Here is a 19,612-nt window from a genome sequence, read left to right as displayed (position 1 = left end):
CGCTGTTGGCTCGCTGCCCAAGCATAGTACCGTGTGAGGAGTTACTTTCATGGGTGCCAAACAAGCCCGCTTTGAACTTTTTATCGATGTCTATGAAAAGAAGCAACAAGTTGCGCAAACACTCACCAACATTCCTACCGGAGAGCTTGTTGAATCGATTTTGAAGGAATTTCGGCGTGACTTCGATTTTCTTGGTCAAAATCCCGATGCCTATTGCTTGATGAAGCAGGATGGCAGTGTGTTAAGCAATAACCGCACGCTCGATAAACAAGTTTCGAATAAAGAACGCTTGATATTTAGCGAAGCAATGCCAAATATGCCAGAAGACGGCCAGCCAATGGCCCGCCGAATTTACTTGCGCGAGCATCCAACTGGCAACAGTTATCGCCTCCACTGGCAACCAGCAATCGTTGGCCGCTTCGACAATCAAGCGAGCAACGATCTGTTGGCAGTCGATTTGGGCAGCCACCCCAATGGGTTGCGGGTTTCCCGTCGTCAATTTGAAATTACCGAAACTGGCGGTCATTTCTATATTGAAAGCCTCTCGCCCAACCCAACAACGATTACCGATTCAACGGGGCGGCCCATTCAGGTTGATCGCCGCCAAGTCTTACAGCATGGCGATTTGATCACGCTGGATCGAAGCCAAATTACCTTCAAAGTCATTATTTCAGATTAAACTATTCGCCGAAAAATCAATATGCAGTTAAAATAGCGCTTGGTTTATACCAGCGCTATTTCTCTGCGCAGCTTACTATTTAGGAGGATGTATGAGCGATTTAGAACACCTACAAAGTTTGGTTGAAGACGCATTTTTGGAAGCTCCATTGATGTATGCAAATGGCTTTATCAATGGTTTAGGCTCAACCGATGCCTATACTGTGTTACAAACCAATGGCCGCGCAGTTGCGGTTGTCAATATGTCATTGCCAGTTGCCAAAACGCTTGGCCAAGGGCTTTTGGCCATGATTGCAGCCTATGAGCAACAAACTGGCGAAACCGTCGCCACCCTCGACCAAATTCACGGACGCTAATTCGCAAATTTGGCAAACGAGATGCTTCGACCTCACGTAGTTGCATCTCGTTTGATCGATTTCAAGGCCGCAAATCAGTTTAAAAATCCATCAAAAGCCCCTCTTGTAAACCAGCAATCCATCGAGTATGCTTGCAGAGTCAATTTTATTTCCTTGGTAAGGCTGCGCCTTTTATTGTAGTCTTAACTGAGAAGAATATGTGCTTAACCAAGGTTTAACCTGATTAAGCATCAAGCATAATCATTGGCTAGTATTGCTAGCAATGATAAAACTTCTGTTCTTTTTATACCCGATGGAGTTTGTGTCATGCCTCAAGAAACCGTTCAGGCGAAGTACGATGTGTTGGATCAGGTTGCCAGCCGTTTTGGCAAGGCTGCTGATACAACAACTGCTATTTTCAAATCACTTGAAAGTATTGCAGCCCGTTTAGAAGCTGGTGAATGGCAAGGTGATGCGCAAAAGGCATTTAGCGCTGAATTTCGTGGCGAAGTTCAACCTGCCTTCAACCGCTTGACCACGTTGTTTAACCAAGCCCAAAGCACAACCGTTGAAATCAAAAAAGTCTTCCAACAAGCAGAAGAAGAAGCTGCCGCGTTGTTCAAAGGCTCATTGATGGGCGGTGGCAGCGGTAATGGCAACGGCAGCGGCAGTGGCAACGGCAGCGGCCAAGCAGGTGATGGCAGTGGCCAAGCCGGCAATGGCGACAAACAAGGCAGTGGCCCAACTGTCAAGGGCAAAGTTAAAATTCATACCTACGATTACAAAACCAAAACCGGCGAAACCAAGCCTCAATTGAAGCTTGGGGTCAGTGGCGCGTTGCTCGAAGGCAAAGGCGATTTACTTAAAGTCGATGGCCCAATTCCCTATACCCTCAAAGGCAAATACCAAGTTGGCTATGGCGAAGTTGGTATCGGCTTAGGCGTTAATGGCGATAAAAAATTCACCATTGGGCCATACGGCGAAGCAACCGTTGCTAAAGGCGAATTAACCAATGTCTATGGCAACAAAAACCTTGCCTACACCGAAACCCTCGAAGGCAAAGCCCTTTCGGTTGAAGGTTTTGCAGGCATCAAAGATGGCTCACTTGGCGCAACCGTTGGTGGCACCTTAGTTTCAGTTACCGGAACCAAAGGCGTAAATGTCGCAGGGGTTAACGTTGGGGTAAGTGCCGAAGTTGGCCTCAAGGCCGAGCTTGGCTTCAGCATTGGCAAAACCACCAAAGTCAAGTTGCCATTCGTTTCATTTGGCATCTCGTTTGGTGGAGCGAAGTAACATAGCGAGGTTTTAACCGATGGATGGACTTATTCTGGAGCGCAACGAGTTTTTGGTCTTACTCGAAGCCGCTCGTACCAATAAAATCATTGGCTTAGATAATGAAAACTTGATTCCGCAGGATCAAGCAAGCCATCTGGCCGCCTTGAATCAAGGGGTCCAAGGCTTAGTTGCCAAAGAATTAGCAACGATTAGCGCCGATGAAACCGTCATGATCGAACGCGAAATTTTAGAATTCTCGCAAATTGTGGCGTTTCCCGATGTTGCCTTCATTACGACCCGCGAAACACCCGATACTGGTGGCCAGCTCTTTTTGCACTATGTCAACCAATTAGGCGTTGTTGAGCAAACGCTGCCAACCGAGCACCAACATCGCTTGGCATTTTTGCCTGATATGCTGGTATTGTTTGATCGCTTGGCGTTTTTGTTGGAAGTGCAACCAAGCAAAGCCTTCGAAGCCAGTGTGCGCCTAAGCCAAAACGAATTCTTGGCCATCAAAGGCTTGGCCGAAGATCGCGCCGATGCAGAAGCATTCAAGCGCTTAACTGCGGCAGGGCTTGAGCAACAAGCAGCCCAAAGCCTAATCGAAGCAATTCAAGCGCCTATCTTCAGTGCTTCGTTGGCAATTGTGCGTTGCGAAGATACCGAAATCGTCGATGCGATTAATCCAGCAATTCTGCAAGGGCCAAGTAGCGCTTGGGCGATTCAGCTCGACGAAACCAACCCTGAAGTGTTTGAAGTGCAGGCTATTGATCAAGCCTGGTTGCGCGAGCATATCCAGCGCTGGTTTGAACAATTGGCCACTGCAGCGTTATAAATTGACATCATGAAGCTATTCTAGCCAAGTAACAAACCATGCACAAACTAGCGCTCGTAGCCAGTTTGTGTATGGTTTTTAATTTTGATCGTTGTTCAAAAGGTAGGATTTTGGTATACTGAAATTGGAGTATTGGAGTGTCGCTGCACCTCATGGGTTATTTCTCTTTAATCAATCCCGGTCTTTTTATTGGCTCCCAAGCTCATGAGCGGCTCACCCAAGCACTCTGATCGACGTATCAACCCCATTAACCTAGGAGCAGTGTCATGAGCAAGGAAGTTGTTCAGATACAGTATGAGCAAACCGCACAGGTGGCTCAGCGTTTCGGTCGCCTCAAGCAAACAGTTGAGCAATTGCAAACGACAATTCGCAACACCGGCCAACAATTGAACGAGCGCTGGAAAGGCGATGCCAGTGTTGCCTTTGCCAAAGAACTCAACGACGAAATCTTCCCAACCTTCAATCGCTTGATCAACGCGTTCCAAACTGCCCAACAAGTTACCCTCGAAATCCAAAAAATCTTTAGCCAAGCAGAAGAAGAAGCCGCTGGTTTATTCAAAGGCTCGTTGCTCGGCAATGCTGAAGGTGGCAAGGGTGGCGGCAGTTGGCTCGATAGCGTTGGCGGGTTCTTCAGTAGCGTTGGCAATGGGGTCAAAGATTTCTTCGTTGGCGCAGGCAAAGAACTCAAGGATATGGTGGTCGGCGTTTGGAATATGGTCACCAATCCAGTCGAAACGGTTAAAGGCATTTGGCACGCAGTAACCCATCCAAGCGAGTTCTGGGAAGCCTTCAAAGCGCCCTATGTTGAAGCTTGGGAAAATGGCCGCCCATGGGAAGCAATTGGCCGGGGCACGATGTTTATCGGCTCGATCTTAATTGGCACCAAAGGCGCTGATAAAGTTGGTAAAGCTGCGAAGCTCAGCAAAGCAGCGACCGTTACTGATGCAGCTGCCGATATTGCCCGCGTCAGCAACCCACTCCAAGCAGCTGGCGATATTGGCATGCTGGCTAAAGGCGGCGGCGCAGAAACCGCCATGGCCCGCTATATTGCCAATCAATCAAGCCATGTTGGCACAGGCACGGCCTTGACTGATCGCGTCGTATTAGGGGCGTTCAAAGCTGACCCAGCCTCGGGCTTCCTTGGCTACATTGGTGAAGCGAATGCCCATGGCGGACGCTATTTCAGCACCACTGCCGAAGTCTGGGATGCGCTCAAGCCAATTGCCGAAGGCGGCAATAATCGCATCTGGCCAGTCAACCGCGAATTCTTGCAATCGCAGCTTGAAAGCGGCATTAGCCGCATCGATATTAAGGGCAGCTCAATCGATGATATTTTGACCAAGCGCCCTCAATCGTACAGCGCGATGGAAGTACGCTTTATGCAAAGCCAAGCCTACCAATATGGCTACCGCCAAATTGGCGATAGCTGGATCAAGACTGGCGACTGGCGGGCAAGCACTGGCGGACGCGTGGCTGGCGGCAGCATCGGCCCAGGCGGCGAAGTTTTGCAAACCAGCCAATCATTGAACGATTAAGAGGTTTTCTGTGAGCAACGATTGTGGCCAGTGCCAAAGCTATATCAGCTATGTTGAGCAACAATTGAGCAGCTACTTGGAGTTTGGTCAATTTCGCCGCGTCCAATGTGATGCCCAAAACAATGGCTTGGAATGCTTGGCGTTGTATCATTCGCCAACCTGCCAACTGTTGATTCAACGCACCGATGGCGCTGATTATTGCGCTTTAGGCATGTTTGATGCGCCATTTTTGACCGATCAAATTCTTGACGTTGATGGCTCGCAAGGTTGGTTCAATTTGGTCTATTTGTTGGAGTATCGCGCCAACAAAAAAATCATGACCCAACGGGTAATTGAACAATTTTGGGATGGTAGCCTCGATTATCATCAATGGTTGGCCCAACTGCTCGCAGGCCAATTTGAGCACCTGCTGGCCATGTTTGCGCCTAGCGCACCAGCCACATGGCTCGCTGAGTATATTCAATTTATGCAGCGGCAGCGCTACTACGGCGGATAAACGGCTTGCTGGCCTGCAAACCAAGCAAGCGGTTGCATGCCAGCAAGCATTCGTTCGAGGAAATGTATGGATTCACACTGTGCAGCATGTCAGGGCTTTATCACCTACGCGGAACGCTGTCTCCAGCGTCATTTACAAGCCCATCAATTTGTACGTCAACAGTGCGATGCCCAGCATGGTGGCAGAGAATGTCTGGTTTTATACCATTCACCCATGTGTAATGCCTTGCTCATGCTTTCTGATGGCGAGTACAGCGTTGCGCTTGGTCGACACACTGCCCCATTTCTGACCAACCAACAACTCAAACTCGATGGCTCCCAAGGTTGGTACAATGTACTCGATTTGCTTGATCGTCAGGCAAACCAATTGCAACGCTTATGGCACAGCTTCAATCGCCATAAATCCAATGATCTTACATGGGTGGCAAAGCAACTTGATGGAAAGCTCGCCCAACTTATAACGCTCTTTAACTAAGATGATCACGGCTATTCCAGCAAGGCTAAGATCGCAAACTCATGCCAAGCATTGGAGCACATCATCAAAACCAATCTCGTAGCGTTAAGCAGCCCATGACAATTCATGAGGATGGTCATTTTACCGAAGAGCTGGCCGCATCATCATCACGTCTAGCGCGTATTCCTGAGTGAGTTGTCTGAACTAGTATCGAGGTGGCCCGAATGAATCGTTTTGTACTCACCCAGGCAGAATTAGCGATTATCCTGCATTATTTGGTTGGCGAAGCCCTCGCCATTCATAATACAACCAATGATCTGGCGGTTAGTGCTGAACAACTACAAACCGCCGAAGATGAGCTGTATGATCGTGGGATTTTACTGCGCGATCCCTATAGCAACCAACTTACGATCACGGGGGAATTAGCGCTCATTTTGGAGGCAACCCTCCAGCCAAGCACGCTGGCAATTTTGAGCATTACCGAGCGTGAAGGCACAGGCTTACCCAAATACTTTAGCTTTACCGATGAATTAATCGTGCTCAATTATGTCGACTCGCAAGGCTTGCAAACCTTTCTCGAATTGGGTACACTCGATCATGTCATTAAACAGATTATCGAACTAACAACCCAGCCAACCGCAAATAATGCCAACAACCTACCATCCACCGCTGAACTTACCGCATTAATGCCTGAGGCTGAAAAAGCCGCTTTACTGCTGATCATCAAGGAGCCAGCCGCCGCAACCAGCCAACCAACCAGCCTTTCATGGTTGATGGCCCACGCCGCGCTGTGGTTGGCCAACCCAAAAGCTGCCAAACCAGAAACAACACCAGCGCAGCAGATTGATCAAGCGATGTTAAGCGACCTGTTACATACAACAATCCGAGCGCATCTTGTTCAACCCCCATCCTAATTAGCCTACAGTACTAAGGGATGGTATACTGCGCCGTATCCTTAATTGGTCAAGCCGTTTTTAGTTGCTGGAATGAGTGTTAACCATGAGAAAGCATAGTTGGTTCACCATCATCGCGTTGCTCAGCCTCTTGTGGGTTGTGCCTGCGCCTGCCCACTCCCAAGACGATAAACCTGAGGTCGTGATTAATCACACCGTGGTTAAGGAAGAAGCGACCCTCAAGGTTGAGACCTATTTTAGTGTCCGGTTTCCGAATGGCGAGGCTGTCACGGTCGATAAGATTGCGGCAACCAATATCATCTTGCCGGTGAGTCAGCAAACTATTCCGGCAACGCCAATTGACCCAACTACCCCCATCAAAATTGCGATTGTGCTTGATCAAAGCGGTAGCATGGCCGACTATGTTCCGATTGTCAAAGAAGCAGCAATGCGCGCGGTTGATGAGGCCCCTGCAGGCGCGCTGATCGGGTTATTTACCTTCACCCGCATCGGCAGCAACGATGAATATCTGCCGAAAGTTGATTTTACTGAAAACCGGAATGATGTAAAGAATTACATCCGTGATAGCTACATTTCAGAACCAGGTGGCGAAACTTGTTTGTATACCGCTGCCTATCTGACGACCAATTTTATGCTTAATCGCTTGCAACCAGAAGAACGGCGCGCGATCGTCTTGTTTACCGATGGCAAAGACGAAGATCGCGAAGGCAAGCAATGCAGCGACAAGAACGTGATTGACGTTACAACCAAGGCAAACCCACGGCCTGGGACGATTACGCCAATTTATACGATTGGGCTGTGTGCTGGGGGCAATTGTGCCCGGATTAATCCGGAAGTGCTTAACCAAATTTCAAGCGAAACCCAAGCCCTTGCAGTTCAAGGTGCACCCGATACCATGGGTGATAAATTCTTCCAAATTATGAATAGCATCAAAAACCAGAAGATGGCGCGGGGCGATTTGCGGCCTTGTGGCGATACCCAAGCAACCTTGCGCGTCGAACTGGTCGATGGCACCGAGGTTGCAAATACCATTTCCTTGGGCCAAACAAAATGCTATTTGCCAATTGCCAGCAAAGCCAAAATTAGCAATATTCAAGCACTACCACTTGAGCAAAAATATTCGTTCAACTTTAGCGTTACGAATAATAGCCCTGTTGAAATGAATAAGATTGAGGTTAAAGCATTAAACCCCAATGGGATTATTGCGCATACCGAAACGCTCACCGTCAGCATCCCATCACAAGGGACGCAAGATGTTGCCTTGCAGATGAGCGATACCTCGTTAAAAGATGCTGGTAAGTATACATTGCAAGTGTTTGCTTACAGTAGCGAGGGCTTCTTATTCACCAGCCAAGAGGGTAAAACCGAACTCTTGGCAACCGAAGCCTTTAACCACGTGCCAATTCCAATTACCTTTGAGATTCGCTCAAACCCAGTCGTCGATTATACCCAAAACGCCATTCGGATCGATGACGTTGAAATTGGTGACGAACAAGAAATTATCGATCCAAAATTCACTTTTTATCGGGTACGCTTGTTACGCGAAAATCTGCAAGTGTTCGAATCAGATCGCTTTCCGCTTGACCCAACCAATCCTAAAATTTCGATTCCACTTGCGACTATTCCGCAGGAATTAATTCCAACCGAGCAACAAACGACGCTCAACATGCAAATTATCTTGGAAACATCAAATGTTCGGCCAATCGAATCGCCGATCAAGAGTTTCTTGTTTCCCGTAAAACCAAAAGAGCCATTTCTCAAGCGCTATGGCATCTATGTCCTGATTGCGTTGGTGTTGATTGCGATCGCTGCAGGCTTCTGGTATCTGTGGCGCAATCGCAAGCCCAAGGCTGGCAATGTGCCAATGCCATACAACCCACCAACCCAAGCCTTTAATCGGATTGATTTGCCTGGCGTAAACCCAGCAGCGCGCCAAAATCCCAACCAGCCACAGCAACAACAGCAACAATCGGCGGTTCGGCCAGCGCCAAATTCAGCGGCAAATCAGCCAGCGCGCTATAACAGCCCTGCTTCAAGTGCGAATGCCAGCATTCCAACGGCGCATTTCGATGGTGGCATGCCCGATAACGGCGCAACCATGATTTATACGCCGCCAGTATCACAAGGCCGTCAGCAAAACCTAAATGTGCGGGTTGTGCAAACGCCTGATCGCAGCCAACTGCAAAATCAAACGATCAGCATGTTCCCATGTACCATCGGGCGCAGCGAAGCCAGCGTAATCGTCACCGGCGATAAGTTGCTCTCGCGCCAACATGTGGAAATTAGCTTGATCGGCGGGCAATTCTATGTGGCCGACTTAAGCAAGAACGGCTTGTTTATCAACGAACAACGCCAACAAGCCAATACCCAAATTCAATTGCGCTTACCCACCACAATTCGGCTTGGTCAGGATACCTATATTGAGCTAAGCCAATAACCAATGGGTAGTTTCAGCAACGAGGGTAGCAGCAATGCTACCCTTTTTGATTGGCGCTCGTGCCAACACTCAACAGTGGTGACAGCGCAATCGAGGCTTTATGCTATACTTGTCATATAGGCCGTGTCAACGAGGACAACGCCAGTTTTTCCTTGCTTGCCCTTGCCTCGGTCGTTATACCGAGGTTTTTAACTTAACAGGGTTCGACGGACAAACAAAGTAATCCTTCATATGAGGAGTTGCCTTCATGGAGCAAGAACGCGATCAATCGCGATTGTTAGCAATGTATCACACGATGGTTTTGGCTCGTTCGCTTGATGAGCGAATGTGGCAATTGAATCGTCAAGGCAAAGCCCCGTTTGTTATTTCATGCCAAGGCCACGAGGCTGCTCAAGTAGGCGCAGCCTTTGCAATGCGCCCCAAACACGATTGGATCGTGCCATACTATCGTGATTTAGCAATGATGTTGGCCATGGGCATGACCCCGCGCGAAGTGATGCTTGGCCTCTTGGCCAAAGCTGAAGATCCTAGCAGCGGCGGTCGCCAAATGCCAGCCCACTATAGCCATCGCGCCTTGAATATTGTTTCGCATTCTTCGCCAACCGGCACTCAAGTGCCCCACGCAGTTGGCATCGCCATGGGCGCTCAAATGCGCGGCGATGATATTGTGGTTTGGACTGCGTTCGGCGAAGGTACATCATCACAGGGCGATGTCCACGAAGCGATGAACTTAGCAGGCGTGATGAAATTGCCAGTGATTTTCTTCTGCCAAAATAATGGCTACGCTATTTCCGTGCCCCAGCACAAGCAAATGGGCGTTGAAAATGTCTCAGATCGCGGCCCAGGCTATGGTTTTCCTGGAATTACCGTCGATGGCACCAACGTGCTCGAAGTGTACGAAGCAATGAGCGCTGCCGTCGAACGGGCACGCCGTGGCGATGGCCCAACCTTGATCGAGGCCAAATGTGTGCGGCTGACCGCCCACTCCTCTGATGATAACGACCGCACCTATCGCTCTCCTGAAGATATTAAGGCCATGCGTACTCGCGACCCAATCGCCAGCTTCGAGCATTTCTTGCGCGATGAAGGCTTGCTCGATGATGCCAAAGTTGCGGCAATTCGGGCCGAAATCAAAGAAATTGTCAATGATGCAACAGCCTATGCTGAAGCAGCACCCTTGCCCGACCCCAGCACCGTCCAAAAATATGTCTTTGCGGAATAAGTTGTTGGTTGCAAGCAGTTTCGCTCTGTATCATAGAGGTATCACGTGGCAGAATTAAATCTTTTAGAAGCGATCAACCAAGCGCTTGACCAAGCAATGGCCAACGACGAGCGCGTTTATATCATCGGGGAAGATGTCGGCCAACGCGGCGGGGTGTTTCGGGTTACGGATGGTTTGCACGCCAAATATGGCGAAAAACGGGTCATCGATGCGCCACTGGCTGAATCAATTATCATTGGTTCATCAATCGGCGCAGCAATGTATGGTATGCGACCAATTGCCGAAATTCAATTTGCCGATTTTATCTTCCCAGCTTTCAATCAGATTATTAGCGAAGCAGCCCGTATGCGCTATCGCTCAAACAATACCTGGGAAGTGCCGCTGGTTATTCGCACACCCTATGGTGGCGGGATTCACGGCGCGCTCTATCACTCGCAAAGCATCGAGGCCTTTTTTACCCACATTCCAGGCCTCAAAGTTGTTGCGCCATCAACGCCTTACGATGCCAAAGCTATGCTCTTGGCCGCAATCGATGATCCCGATCCGGTGCTTTTTTTGGAGCACAAAAAATGCTATCGCTTGATCAAAGGCTATGTGCCCGATGAGCACTACACCGTGCCAATTGGTAAAGCCGATATTGCCCGCGAAGGCAGCGATGTCTCGGTCATCACCTATGGCATGATGCGCCACTACGCGGTGGAAGCCGCCGAAATGCTGGCAGGCGAGGATATTAGCGTCGAAGTTGTCGATTTGCGCTCGCTCGTGCCGCTTGATCGCGAAACAATTATCAATTCGGTCAAGAAAACCAGCAAAGTGTTGGTGCTTTACGAAGATAATTTGTTTGGCGGCTATGGTGCAGAAGTGGCAGCAATTATTGCCCAAGATGGCTTTGAATATCTCGATGCCCCAGTGCAACGCTTGGCAGGCTTGGATATTCCAGCAATGCCGTATAGCACGCCGCTTGAAAACGAGTTTTTACCAACGCCCAGCAAAATTGCCGATACGCTGCGCGATTTAGTCAATTATTAGCTAGAGTTCTATTCCCTCACCCCCAACCCCTCTCCCACAGAGCGGGCGAGGGGAGTGAATAAATCATTAAATAGAACTCATAGACCTCGCTAGCATAGAAAGGACTGGAATGTCCGTCGAATTTAAGATGCCAAAACTTGGTGAGAGCGTCACCGAGGGAACGGTTGGCCGCTGGCTGAAGCAACCAGGCGATAGCCTCGAACTCTACGAGCCAATGCTCGAAGTTACTACCGATAAAGTTGATACCGAAATTCCTGCACCCGTTAATGGCCGCTTGCTCGAAATTCGGGTCAATGAAGGCGATACCGTGCCAGTTGGAACGGTAATTGCGGTCTTGGAAGATAGTAGCAGTGCCACGGTTGCCGCCGATCCAGCACCTGCCACTCCAGCAGTAGCCGCCCCAACCAGCAACGAAAACGGCGGGAGCAATAGTTTTATGTCGCCTGTGGTTGCGCGCTTGGTCAGCCAACACAACCTCGATATTAAGCAAATTGCTGGTAGTGGCAAAGATGGCCGCGTAACCAAGCAAGATGTTGAGCGCTTTGTAGCCCAACGTGATGCGGCGAAACCAACGCCAGCACCCATGCCAACCCCAACGCCAAGTGCAACCCCAGCACCCATGCCGGTGATTAAGCCAAGCTCAACCCCAGCGCCAATGCCAACCATCACTGGTAGTTTGCTGGCCAAACCAGTGGCCTACACGCCACCAGCAGCAGCGCCAAGCATTGAGCAATTTGCAGGCGATGAGTTGCAGCCGTTGAGCGGCATGCGGCGCGCAATTGCCGAGCATATGGTGCGTTCTAAGGCCACATCGCCGCACGTTACCACCGTGATGGAAGTTGATCTCAGCACAATTATCGCCCATCGCGAGCAACACAAAGCCGATTTCGAGCGCCAAGGGGTCAAATTAACCTTTACGCCGTATTTCGTGCAAGCAACTGTGGCTGGGCTGCGAGCGGTGCCAATTGTCAACGCAACCTACACCGATGAAGGCATTTTGCTGCATAAATCGGTTAATGTGGGCATGGCGGTGGCAATTCCCGATGGCTTGATTGTGCCAGTGCTGCATAATGCAGATGAAAAAAGTTTGCTTGGGCTTTCACGCACGGTCAACGATTTGGCCGAACGCGCGCGCACCCGCCGCTTGACTGCCGATGAAGTCAAAGATGGCACCTTCACGATTACCAATCACGGCGTGAGTGGTTCGTTATTTGCCATGCCAATCATCAATCAGCCCCAATCGGGCATTTTGGGCATTGGCGCAATTCAAAAACGCCCAGTAGTGGTGACGGTGAATGGCGCTGATGCAATTGCGATTCGGCCAATGTGTTATCTCAGTTTCACCTTCGATCATCGCTTGATCGACGGCGCAACTGCTGATAAATTCTTGGCTACAGTCAAGCAACAGCTTGAGCACTTTGCCTAATCAACACAATCGAAGCCCCTCGCTGGTGTTAATCAGTGAGGGGTTTTTGTTGCATTTGCTAGCTCAATTTATTTTTAGCGCATACATTAGCTTGTTTCAACCAATTCCCAGCATTTGCTCTGCGGCTCTGCGTTAAAAATTAAGCCTTGATTGCTATTTTTAACCGATAAATGGAGCCTATTCCCACGAATTCCCGACCTTCGGGTTCTTCGTGGTTAAAAATGCGAGAATAACCTGCTACTTTCCGGAAAAAAATCATTTACACTAGCTAGCTAGCCTGCTATGATAGCCACGATACGCCTTTGATTTGGAGGACTCTGCTCATGGCCGATCTCTCAGCCTTTCTTGACAAAGCCTTCGAGAATTCTAGCTTTGAAGAACTTGCTGATGCCCCAGTCGATGCCCTCGCCGGAATTAGCAAAAGCGATGCCGAAGCCCTCAAACAAGCCCTTGGAATCAAAACAATTCGCCAGTTGGCCGAACACAAAGTTATCTTGATCGCCCAAGCCATCGCTGGCCTCGCAGCCTCAAAGAAATAAGCAGTTCGCGCGGAGTAGAAAATTCGTTTAACCAAAATGCAGGATGGTGCGCAAAAGCCCATCCTGCATTCGTGATTAAGCGGCTCAGCGCACCAACAAGCCCTTGATCAACAAGCCCCAGATTGCCTCAAATTCGGCTGTAAGACTTGGCTCGTTCCACGCACCCACAAAGAGCGGGTTGTGAAAACGGGCAGTTGCATGCAAAATTGCGGTTGCAGTGGCATGGGCATCATCAACCACAAACTCAGCATTGGCAACCCCTTCATTGACCAATTGCTCAATCTGCGCAATCAAATGGGCCACATGCTGGTCGGTTACTTCGCGCAACCCTTGCACCAAACCAACATAGGTCGCAAACAGTTGTGGGTCTTGGCGCGCGCGCTGTTGTTTGGTTTGCATCAAACACTCCAGCCAAGCCCGCAATTTGGCCACGCTCGGCTCTTGGCGTTGCAATACTTGCTCTAAAGGATTCGATATTTCAGCCAGCCAGCGTTCAGCAACTGCATCGAGCAAGGCTGATTTGCTGGCAAAATGGCGATACACGCTGCCATGGCTGACCCCCAGTTCACGCGCAACATCAACCACCGTGGCCTTATTCGGGCCGTAGCGCCGCAGCACATCGACGGTAGCATTCAAAATTCGTTCAGGGGTCAGCATTTCAGTGTTCATACGGGTCCATCCTGTAGCAAAGCGGTTTGTTTCATTTTAAGCGATTGCTACAGCATCGCAAGTGTTTTAGCGTTCGCTATCGAGATGCTGCATCAACGAGCTATGGTAGCGCTCGCCCGCTGCCGCATCTTTGGGAATTGCCCGCTCAATCGAGGCCAATTCATCAGCGTTCAAGCCAATTTCAAGGCTGGCCAACGAGTCGTGCAATTGGTGTAATCGCCGCGCCCCAAACAAGGGAATAATATCGCTGCCTTGGGCCACAACCCAGGCGCTGGCAATTTGCGAGATGCTTGCGCCTTTAGCATCGGCAATTGTTTGCAAGGCCGCCACGAGATCGATGTTGCGATCAAGGTTTTCGCCAGTAAAGCGTGGGCCATGAGCACGAAAATCTGAGCCAGCCAAAACCCGCTCTTTCGACCAAGCACCGCTCAGCAAGCCGCGTGAAAGCACACCATAGGCAGTGATGCCAATGCCTAATTCACGACAAGCTGGCAGAATCTCGGCCTCGATGCCGCGTGAAAGCAGCGAATATTCAATTTGCAAATCGACGATTGGATGCACCGCCGCTGCCCGTCGAATCGTCTCAACCCCGACTTCCGACAAGCCAATATGCCGCACATAGCCTTTTTCTATCATCTCGGCGATTGCGCCAATGGTTTCCTCAATTGGCACATCAGGATCAAGCCGCGAAGGCCGATAAATGTCAATATAATCGGTGTTTAAGCGGGTCAAGGTGTGGGCCAAGGAATTTTTGACTGCCGCAGGCCGTGAATCGTAGCCAAGCCACGCACCATCTGGCCCACGCAATGCCCCAAACTTAACACTCAAAACCACATCAGCACGTGATCGTTCGCGCAGGGCTTCGCTAATCAGAAGTTCGTTATGGCCAATGCCATAAAAATCGCCAGTATCGAGCAAATTGATGCCCGCATCGAGCGCTGCATGAATCGTGGCGATGCTTTCAGACCGATCCGATGGGCCATACATACCCGACATCGCCATACAACCCAAACCTGCTGCCGAAACCACCAAACCATCTTGGCCTAATTGACGCTTGTGCATCGCTGCAACTCCAAACTAATTCAGTAACTAATCTTGAGTATACAGTATTGAATGACAGATGTCAATATCTGTCATTCGTATTTTGATACAATATGTTTAGCTATGGTATGATGAGCGATAATTCTTTGTGGATTGTGGTGAGGTAGGCAATGCAACGAATTTGTATTATTTCGGATACGCATGGCAAATTAGACCCACGGGTCGAACAGCTGTTTGTTGGCGCAAGCCGCATTTTGCATGCAGGCGATATTGGGCGGGCGCAACCGCCAATCATCGATCGGTTAAGCGCAATTGCACCAGTTACGGCGGTTACTGGCAACGTCGATTGGAATACGGCGCTCGATATTTACCCGATTAACACAACCATCGAAGTTGAAGGCATCAGGATTATGATGCAGCATATTGGTGATATTCCCAAGCGCTGGCAGCGTCAATTGCCCCAGCCCACGCCGCAGATCGCCATTTGTGGCCATAGCCATATTGCCTTAATCGAGGAATATCAAGGGGTGCTGTTCATCAATCCTGGTTCGGCTTCGCAACCACGCGGCCAACTTGGCGAGCCAACAGTCGTATTTTTGGATATTCAAGATAATGGCGAATTTAAGGCCGAGCTGATTCCGCTCAAGATGGCCGACTTTATCAAAAATGCCGATTAAACAAGAATCCCCTCGCTAATGATCAAGCGAGGGGATTCTTCGTTGCTAAAATGGCTTGGGTTTATTCGTGGCGCAGCGCTTTGATTGGATCAAGGCGGGCAGCACGGGCAGCGGGATACAAGCCAGCTACAATCCCTACCACCAAGCCAAAGCCAATTGCCAAGCCAATCAACCACGGCGGAATATAGAAGAAATCGCCGCGAATTGGCACTTCTTCGCGTTCGAGGTAGGCAAGCGCAACCCGATTGAGGATGCGGCCAACGCCCCAACCGCCAAGCAAGCCCACAATCCCGCCAAAGAGACCAATCAGGCCAGCCTCGGTCATAAAGAGCGTGCGAATGTTGCCGCGCGAAGCACCGATGGCCTTGAGCGTACCAATTTCGCGTGTCCGTTCGTAAATCGCCATAATCATGGTGTTCATAATCCCGATTGTAGCGACGAACAGCGCCAAGCCACCAACCGAGCCAAGCATAATATTGATCACCAAGAAGATTTTCGAGGCCAATTCAAGCACGGTTTCGACCGATTGCACCCGAAAGCGTTCGGCGCGCAACTGAGTCGTCAATTGACGGGCAACATTCAGATCTTTGGCTCGAATCAGGGCATAATCGTAGCCTTCTTTGTCGAGCAGATCAGGCTCGTTAAACCACCACGCTTTGAGCGCAATGCTATCGTTAGGGGTTAATGCAACCAAGTTATTATCAACGCTCGAAACCCCAACCAAGGTATAGTCAAAGCTTTGCGATTCGCCGCGTGGCGTTTCCATCACTAGCTGGACTTTTTGACCAATCAAATTATTAACTTCGGCGGTCAAGCCCAAACGGCGCAAGGCCCGTTGCGAAATTACAATTTCGCCATCTTTGGTTGGGCGCAACACTCCGGCCAAAGCGGTTGGCGGCGTTTCAAAGGGATTATTGATGCCAATGCCTGGGTCAACGCCGACGGCGATGGTTGCGGCTGCATCACCAGGCAATACTAAGCGTTTGGAGATCGATTCGTTGACATCGACGATCGGCGTAACGCTAACAATATCGTCCATTTGCTGCCACTCGGCAATTTTGGCAGGCGAAATCACGACCTCGCGCTCGGGCCGCACATAGCGCGTGTAGGGGTTACGCTCTGCATCGCGCGGCTGAACCACCACATTTTCTAGCCCAATCGCATCAAATTGTTGTTGAATGACGCGCTGAACGCCAACCCCGAGCGAAAGCATCACCACAATTGTAAAAATGCCTACCGTCACGCCCAGCGAAGTTAACGAAGTGCGAACTTTGCGGCGGGTTAAATTGCTCCAAGCAGTGCGTAAAATATCGCCAAATGTCATGCTACAGCCTCCGCCGTTCGTTCAATCGTTTCAATTTGCTCAATCTTGCCATCGCGCATATGCACAATCCGATCAGCATACGAGGCTGCATTCATATCGTGGGTGACCATCAACAAGGTCACGTTTTGCTCGCGCACAAGCCGTTGCAGCAGCAGCAACACATCGCGACCGGTGCGCGAATCAAGGTTGCCGGTTGGCTCGTCGGCCAAAATCAATACTGGATCATTGGCCAAGGCCCGAGCAATTGCCACCCGTTGTTGCTGGCCACCAGAAAGCTCAGCTGGACGGTGATCAGCGCGATCGCCAAGCCCAACTTGCTCTAGCAGATTTTCTGCTCGTTTACGACGTTCGCTACGGCTGCGGCCAGCCAACATCAACGGCAAAGCCACATTTTCCCAAGCTTGGTTGGTTGGCAAGAGATTAAAGCTTTGAAAAATAAAGCCAACCCGATCGCGGCGAAAGCTGACCAATTTTTTATCTGGGGCTTGGCCAAGCTCCAAATCACTGACCCAAACCTCACCTGAACTCGGGCGGTCGAGGCCACCAATCACATTCAATAAGGTTGATTTTCCTGAGCCAGACGGCCCAACCAGCGCCACAAAGGTGCCGCGTTCAATTTCCAGATCAACGCCTGCCAACGCTTGAACAGTATTTTTTCCCATTTGATAGGTGCGTTGGAGCTTGGTAGTTCGAATTAACGAGGTGGATTGACCCATAGCGACTCCTTGGCAAATAAGCTGGCTTAACCATACCATAGGAATATTGGGCTGTTGTGAGCAATTTTATGATCATCTATGACATGCAAGCCCAAAGCACTCGCAGTGCCAGCAAAATCCAGCTCGATTAGTTTAATCAATAGCCCAATTGGCTCTTTTATTTCTAGCCATGTTGGCCTATAATCAACGACGCTCCACAAGATTGAAGATAGCTGAGCTTTTTTAATAAAAAATTTAATATCTGGCTAGCTGGATAACGTTTGAGTGTGTTGACGGAGGGAGGCATGCACGATCAGTCCAATCTTGCTTGGATGCTGTAAAACTGATCGCAGCTGGAATTATTCTTTTAATTATTAGGTTTATTTATATGCATTACCAAAATATGTTATGTATTGGCGATAGCCAAACCTTTGGCGCACGTTCGTATGGCTGTTATCCATTACACCTCGCCCAAATGCTAACACAGCGCACGCCCTATCAATGGCGCACCATCAACCGCAGTGTTAATGGCTATACTGCCCGCAACCTGTGGTTTAAATTGAATGAAGAAATTGATACAATCAACGATACATTTCAATCATGTCTATTAATTGGTACGAACGATGTCGGCAATAATACCCCAATTGATCTTTTTGAAGAATATTATCGCCAAATTATTCGCACATTAGTGATTAAAGGACATAAAGCAGTTTTTTGTGGCGAGATTCCGCCAATTTATGCTGATGGGCATATTTTCTTTACCAAAGAAACCGTCGAACGCCGCAAACAATACAATAGCGTGATCGGCAAAGTTGTGGCCGAATTTAGCAAGGCGATCTGGGTTCCGATGGTGGGCTTGAATCGCGAATGTTATGTCGACCCAGTTCACTTCAACGAAGATGGCAATCGACGCGTAGCAGAATCGTTCTGTGAGGTGATTGTAAATTTATGAAAATAGCAATTGTGCTTGGCACGCGGCCTGAAGTGATGAAAAATTATGCGATTGTGCAGGCGCTGCGAGCAGCAGAGGTGCCATTTGTGGTGCTGCACACCAATCAACATCACGACCATTTGTTGCAAGCGGCGATTTTTGGCCAAATGGGCTATGCGCCCGACGAGGTTTTTCCTGGCGATTACAGCATTGGCGCAGCGATTGACTGGGTGCGCGAGCAAATTCGCCGCCATGCAATCGACCTCATTTTGGTCAATGGCGATACAGCGGCGGCCTTGGTTGGGGCAATTGCGGCAGTCTATTCTGATGTTGGTTTGGCCCATGTCGAGGCTGGCTTGCGCGCCTTCGATAAACGTATGTACGAAGAGCGCAACCGCATTATGGTCGATGGCGCAGCCCATTATTTGTTCTCGTATACCCAATATCAAGCAGATTATTTGGCCAAAATACCCGATTTGCGCGGGCGCATTTTCAACATTGGCAACACGACTGTCGATTTGATTCACGATTTTGGCCATGAACTTACGCCGCGCCGCAACGATCAGTATGCCTACATCACCTTGCATCGCAAAGAATTTACCGATAGCCGCGAGTTGATGGAGCGGGTTTTCAGCACAATCAACGAGCTAGCGCTCGAATTCGATGCCATGATTTTCCCGATGCATCCACGCACGCGCGCGGCGATGGAACAGTATGGCTTGAGCATGGAATTGCTGAATCGGGTGCAGGTGATCGATCCAGTTGAGCCGTTTGAGTCGTTGGCCTATGAAAAATACGCCAACATTATCATCACCGATAGCGGCTGTATTCAAGAGGAAGCCTACATTTTTGGGGTGCCGTGTGTCACCGTGCGCGACAACACCGAACGCCCAGAAACCATCGAATCGGGCGCGAATGTGGTAACTGGCTTTGAGCCTGAGGCAATTATGGCGGCGGTGCGCAACCAGCGCGCCAAAAAAGGCCAGCAATTTGCTGCGGTCTATGGCGAGCGTGGAGTTGGCCAACGCATCGTGGCCTGCTTGCAAGAGCATTTTCGCAGCTGGTCGGATTACTAAATTTTAGTAAATTTGACGCAGCGCA

20 protein-coding genes are annotated in these 19,612 nt (G+C 49.7%); 16 read left to right on the top strand and 4 right to left on the bottom strand.

Translation table 11 applies throughout. The features are described 5' to 3' along the window. Window positions 1-49: 49 nt before the first annotated feature. From C5S61_RS18145 to C5S61_RS18085, 13 genes are all read left to right on the top strand, one after another. Window positions 50-679 (top strand): FHA domain-containing protein, encoded by a 630-nt coding sequence (locus C5S61_RS18145; RefSeq protein ID WP_110517187.1) that lies wholly within the window; start codon window positions 50-52, stop codon window positions 677-679. 91 nt (window positions 680-770) lie between these two features. Further along, window positions 771-1,034 carry a hypothetical protein gene (locus C5S61_RS18140; RefSeq protein ID WP_054532444.1) on the top strand — a complete coding sequence of 88 codons (264 nt, stop codon included), beginning with the start codon at window positions 771-773 and terminating at the stop codon, window positions 1,032-1,034. Between the two features lie 306 nt (window positions 1,035-1,340). Beyond that, window positions 1,341-2,306, top strand: coding sequence for a WXG100 family type VII secretion target (locus C5S61_RS18135; RefSeq protein WP_110517185.1), 966 nt, complete (start codon window positions 1,341-1,343; stop codon window positions 2,304-2,306). A gap of 19 nt (window positions 2,307-2,325) precedes the next feature. Then, window positions 2,326-3,123, top strand: a complete 798-nt coding sequence (locus C5S61_RS18130; protein ID WP_110517183.1) for a type 2 periplasmic-binding domain-containing protein — start codon at window positions 2,326-2,328, stop codon at window positions 3,121-3,123. A gap of 266 nt (window positions 3,124-3,389) precedes the next feature. Continuing rightward, window positions 3,390-4,658 (top strand): WXG100 family type VII secretion target, encoded by a 1,269-nt coding sequence (locus C5S61_RS18125; RefSeq protein ID WP_110517181.1) that lies wholly within the window; start codon window positions 3,390-3,392, stop codon window positions 4,656-4,658. 10 nt (window positions 4,659-4,668) lie between these two features. Further along, on the top strand, window positions 4,669-5,154 hold the full coding sequence (locus C5S61_RS18120; RefSeq protein ID WP_110517179.1) for a hypothetical protein: 486 nt from the start codon (window positions 4,669-4,671) through the stop codon (window positions 5,152-5,154). Between the two features lie 66 nt (window positions 5,155-5,220). After that, a complete protein-coding gene (locus tag C5S61_RS26645; RefSeq protein WP_124033462.1) occupies window positions 5,221-5,628 on the top strand; it encodes a hypothetical protein in 408 nt (135 codons plus the stop codon). A gap of 203 nt (window positions 5,629-5,831) precedes the next feature. Continuing rightward, the gene (locus C5S61_RS18110; RefSeq protein ID WP_110517176.1) at window positions 5,832-6,521 is read left to right on the top strand and encodes a hypothetical protein; all 690 of its coding nucleotides are present in this window, start codon (window positions 5,832-5,834) and stop codon (window positions 6,519-6,521) included. Between the two features lie 85 nt (window positions 6,522-6,606). Continuing rightward, window positions 6,607-8,958: an FHA domain-containing protein gene (locus C5S61_RS18105; RefSeq protein WP_110517174.1), complete on the top strand. Its 2,352-nt coding sequence runs from the start codon at window positions 6,607-6,609 to the stop codon at window positions 8,956-8,958. Between the two features lie 247 nt (window positions 8,959-9,205). Continuing rightward, window positions 9,206-10,180 (top strand): thiamine pyrophosphate-dependent dehydrogenase E1 component subunit alpha, encoded by a 975-nt coding sequence (locus tag C5S61_RS18100; protein WP_110517172.1) that lies wholly within the window; start codon window positions 9,206-9,208, stop codon window positions 10,178-10,180. Window positions 10,181-10,225: 45 nt separating this feature from the next. Continuing rightward, entirely contained in the window at window positions 10,226-11,209 is a 984-nt protein-coding gene (locus tag C5S61_RS18095) for an alpha-ketoacid dehydrogenase subunit beta (protein ID WP_110517170.1), read from the top strand. Between the two features lie 109 nt (window positions 11,210-11,318). Further along, window positions 11,319-12,635: a dihydrolipoamide acetyltransferase family protein gene (locus C5S61_RS18090; protein ID WP_110517168.1), complete on the top strand. Its 1,317-nt coding sequence runs from the start codon at window positions 11,319-11,321 to the stop codon at window positions 12,633-12,635. A 323-nt stretch (window positions 12,636-12,958) separates the two neighbouring features. Then, the gene (locus tag C5S61_RS18085) at window positions 12,959-13,174 is read left to right on the top strand and encodes a hypothetical protein (RefSeq protein WP_054536383.1); all 216 of its coding nucleotides are present in this window, start codon (window positions 12,959-12,961) and stop codon (window positions 13,172-13,174) included. An 84-nt stretch (window positions 13,175-13,258) separates the two neighbouring features. Here the strand turns inward: C5S61_RS18085 and C5S61_RS18080 are convergent, their stop codons facing one another. Then, window positions 13,259-13,843, bottom strand: a complete 585-nt coding sequence (locus tag C5S61_RS18080) for a TetR/AcrR family transcriptional regulator (protein ID WP_110517166.1) — start codon at window positions 13,841-13,843, stop codon at window positions 13,259-13,261. Between the two features lie 66 nt (window positions 13,844-13,909). Then, window positions 13,910-14,905 carry an aldo/keto reductase gene (locus tag C5S61_RS18075; protein WP_110517164.1) on the bottom strand — a complete coding sequence of 332 codons (996 nt, stop codon included), beginning with the start codon at window positions 14,903-14,905 and terminating at the stop codon, window positions 13,910-13,912. 149 nt (window positions 14,906-15,054) lie between these two features. Here C5S61_RS18075 and C5S61_RS18070 point away from each other — a divergent pair, with 149 nt between their 5' ends. Further along, window positions 15,055-15,561 (top strand): metallophosphoesterase family protein, encoded by a 507-nt coding sequence (locus tag C5S61_RS18070; protein WP_110517162.1) that lies wholly within the window; start codon window positions 15,055-15,057, stop codon window positions 15,559-15,561. A 61-nt stretch (window positions 15,562-15,622) separates the two neighbouring features. On the opposite strand, the gene C5S61_RS18065 is transcribed toward C5S61_RS18070, so the two are convergent. Beyond that, window positions 15,623-16,885, bottom strand: a complete 1,263-nt coding sequence (locus tag C5S61_RS18065; protein WP_110517160.1) for an ABC transporter permease — start codon at window positions 16,883-16,885, stop codon at window positions 15,623-15,625. Beyond that, a complete protein-coding gene (locus C5S61_RS18060; RefSeq protein WP_054536378.1) occupies window positions 16,882-17,601 on the bottom strand; it encodes an ABC transporter ATP-binding protein in 720 nt (239 codons plus the stop codon). Before C5S61_RS18060 ends, C5S61_RS18065 begins: the two co-directional genes overlap by 4 nt. Before the next feature lie 367 nt (window positions 17,602-17,968). Between C5S61_RS18060 and C5S61_RS18055 the strand changes: the two genes are divergently transcribed. Together C5S61_RS18055 and wecB are read left to right on the top strand one after the other, a co-directional pair. Next, on the top strand, window positions 17,969-18,532 hold the full coding sequence (locus C5S61_RS18055) for an SGNH/GDSL hydrolase family protein (protein ID WP_110517158.1): 564 nt from the start codon (window positions 17,969-17,971) through the stop codon (window positions 18,530-18,532). After that, on the top strand, window positions 18,529-19,587 hold the full coding sequence (gene wecB, locus C5S61_RS18050) for a non-hydrolyzing UDP-N-acetylglucosamine 2-epimerase (RefSeq protein ID WP_110517156.1): 1,059 nt from the start codon (window positions 18,529-18,531) through the stop codon (window positions 19,585-19,587). The genes C5S61_RS18055 and wecB overlap by 4 nt, the downstream gene beginning before the upstream one ends. Window positions 19,588-19,612: the final 25 nt, after the last annotated feature.

Source organism: Herpetosiphon llansteffanensis, assembly GCF_003205875.1.
Lineage (GTDB): Bacteria > Chloroflexota > Chloroflexia > Chloroflexales > Herpetosiphonaceae > Herpetosiphon > Herpetosiphon llansteffanensis.
This window is presented reverse-complemented; position numbering and strand designations above follow the sequence as displayed.

What these genes read in the sequence shown, in the direction of transcription:
- C5S61_RS18145 (WP_110517187.1), top strand. Translation starts at nt 50, where the DNA reads ATGGGTGCCAAACAAGCCCGCTTTGAACTTTTTATCGATGTCTATGAA.
- C5S61_RS18140 (WP_054532444.1), top strand. Translation starts at nt 771, where the DNA reads ATGAGCGATTTAGAACACCTACAAAGTTTGGTTGAAGACGCATTTTTG.
- C5S61_RS18135 (WP_110517185.1), top strand. Translation starts at nt 1,341, where the DNA reads ATGCCTCAAGAAACCGTTCAGGCGAAGTACGATGTGTTGGATCAGGTT.
- C5S61_RS18130 (WP_110517183.1), top strand. Translation starts at nt 2,326, where the DNA reads ATGGATGGACTTATTCTGGAGCGCAACGAGTTTTTGGTCTTACTCGAA.
- C5S61_RS18125 (WP_110517181.1), top strand. Translation starts at nt 3,390, where the DNA reads ATGAGCAAGGAAGTTGTTCAGATACAGTATGAGCAAACCGCACAGGTG.
- C5S61_RS26645 (WP_124033462.1), top strand. Translation starts at nt 5,221, where the DNA reads ATGGATTCACACTGTGCAGCATGTCAGGGCTTTATCACCTACGCGGAA.
- C5S61_RS18110 (WP_110517176.1), top strand. Translation starts at nt 5,832, where the DNA reads ATGAATCGTTTTGTACTCACCCAGGCAGAATTAGCGATTATCCTGCAT.
- C5S61_RS18105 (WP_110517174.1), top strand. Translation starts at nt 6,607, where the DNA reads ATGAGAAAGCATAGTTGGTTCACCATCATCGCGTTGCTCAGCCTCTTG.
- C5S61_RS18100 (WP_110517172.1), top strand. Translation starts at nt 9,206, where the DNA reads ATGGAGCAAGAACGCGATCAATCGCGATTGTTAGCAATGTATCACACG.
- C5S61_RS18090 (WP_110517168.1), top strand. Translation starts at nt 11,319, where the DNA reads ATGTCCGTCGAATTTAAGATGCCAAAACTTGGTGAGAGCGTCACCGAG.
- C5S61_RS18085 (WP_054536383.1), top strand. Translation starts at nt 12,959, where the DNA reads ATGGCCGATCTCTCAGCCTTTCTTGACAAAGCCTTCGAGAATTCTAGC.
- C5S61_RS18080 (WP_110517166.1), bottom strand. Translation starts at nt 13,843, where the DNA reads ATGAACACTGAAATGCTGACCCCTGAACGAATTTTGAATGCTACCGTC.
- C5S61_RS18075 (WP_110517164.1), bottom strand. Translation starts at nt 14,905, where the DNA reads ATGCACAAGCGTCAATTAGGCCAAGATGGTTTGGTGGTTTCGGCAGCA.
- C5S61_RS18070 (WP_110517162.1), top strand. Translation starts at nt 15,055, where the DNA reads ATGCAACGAATTTGTATTATTTCGGATACGCATGGCAAATTAGACCCA.
- C5S61_RS18065 (WP_110517160.1), bottom strand. Translation starts at nt 16,885, where the DNA reads ATGACATTTGGCGATATTTTACGCACTGCTTGGAGCAATTTAACCCGC.
- C5S61_RS18060 (WP_054536378.1), bottom strand. Translation starts at nt 17,601, where the DNA reads ATGGGTCAATCCACCTCGTTAATTCGAACTACCAAGCTCCAACGCACC.
- C5S61_RS18055 (WP_110517158.1), top strand. Translation starts at nt 17,969, where the DNA reads ATGCATTACCAAAATATGTTATGTATTGGCGATAGCCAAACCTTTGGC.
- wecB (WP_110517156.1), top strand. Translation starts at nt 18,529, where the DNA reads ATGAAAATAGCAATTGTGCTTGGCACGCGGCCTGAAGTGATGAAAAAT.